The organism is Nocardioides zhouii (assembly GCF_004137345.1).
Lineage (GTDB): Bacteria > Actinomycetota > Actinomycetes > Propionibacteriales > Nocardioidaceae > Nocardioides > Nocardioides zhouii.
Genome location: NZ_SDWV01000044.1, coordinates 1 through 1,338, shown reverse-complemented (window position 1 = coordinate 1,338; position 1,338 = coordinate 1). Strand labels below are relative to the sequence as shown.

The following is a 1,338-nucleotide window of genomic DNA, read 5'->3' as shown; positions in this document are numbered from 1 at the left end:
GGGACTGTGGATTTAACGGTGTTTCCGGCCTGACGCGCTGACGAGTGTCAGCGGGGAAGGTGCCGTGATGACCACGACACTGGGCGATGTGCCCGCGAAGAAGAAGGCCCAGCCCTCTGCGGAGGAGCTGGCCGCCAAGGAACTGGTGGCGTTCGCGAAGGAGAAGGGGCTGTCCCTGACCGGACCCGAGGGTCTGCTCAAGCAGTTCACGAAGAGCGTCCTGGAGACAGCGCTCAATGAGGAGATGACCGAGCATCTGGGGCACGAGAAGAACCGTGCCGCTGCTGATCGCGAGTCGGGCAACGTCCGCTACGGGACTCGACCCAAGACGGTGCTGACCCACGCCACGGGCGAGGTCGAGCTCGAGGTCCCACGCGACCGCGACGGGACCTTCGAGCCGGTGATCGTCAAGAAGCGACAACGCCGGCTCACCGAGGTCGACGAGATCGTGCTGTCGCTCTACGCCCGCGGTCTGACGACCGGAGAGATCTCGGCGCACTTCGCCCAGATCTACGGCGCCTCGGTGTCGAAGGAGACGATCAGTCGGATCACCGACAAGGTCCTCGAGGAGATGCAGACCTGGACCACCCGTCCCCTGAACGAGGTCTACGCGGCCATCTTCATCGACGCGATCATGGTCAAGGTCCGCGACGGTCAGGTCGCCAACCGCCCTGTCTACGCGGCGATCGGAGTCACCCTGGCCGGAGAGAAGGACGTCCTGGGCCTGTGGGCCGGCACCGGCGGTGAGGGCGCGAAGTTCTGGATGAGCGTGCTCACCGATCTGCGCAACCGCGGTGTGAAGGACACCTTCTTCGTCGTCTGTGACGGGCTGAAGGGACTCCCGGAGGTCGTTGGGAACGTGTGGCCCTTGACCACAGTCCAGACCTGCATCATCCATCTGATCCGCAACACATTCCGGCTGGCGTCGCGGCGCGACTGGGACGCGTTGAAGCACGACGTGAAGCCGATCTACACCGCGGTCAACGCCGCTGCCGCGAGAGCTGCGCTGGAGGAGCTCACTGAGAAGTGGGGCACCAAGTACGCGGCGATCATCCGGTTGTGGAACAACGCGTGGGAGGAGTTCATCCCGTTCCTGGACTACGACGTCGAGATCCGCACCGTGCTGTGCTCAACGAACGCGATCGAGTCCCTCAACGCCCGCTACCGCCGGGCGGTCAAGGCCAGAGGCCACTTCCCGACCGAGCAGGCCGCGCTGAAGTGTCTCTACCTGGTCACCAGATCCCTCGACCCGACCGGCCAAGGACGGGCACGATGGACCATGAGGTGGAAGCCAGCGCTCAACGCGTTCGCGATCACCTTCGCCGACCGCTGGCCGGC

1 protein-coding gene is annotated in these 1,338 nt (G+C 64.9%); it reads left to right on the top strand.

What is annotated here, in order from left to right:
* Window positions 1-67: 67 nt before the first annotated feature.
* On the top strand, window positions 68-1,338 hold a 1,271-nt coding region (locus EUA94_RS21960; RefSeq protein WP_129429053.1), incomplete at its 3' end, for an IS256 family transposase.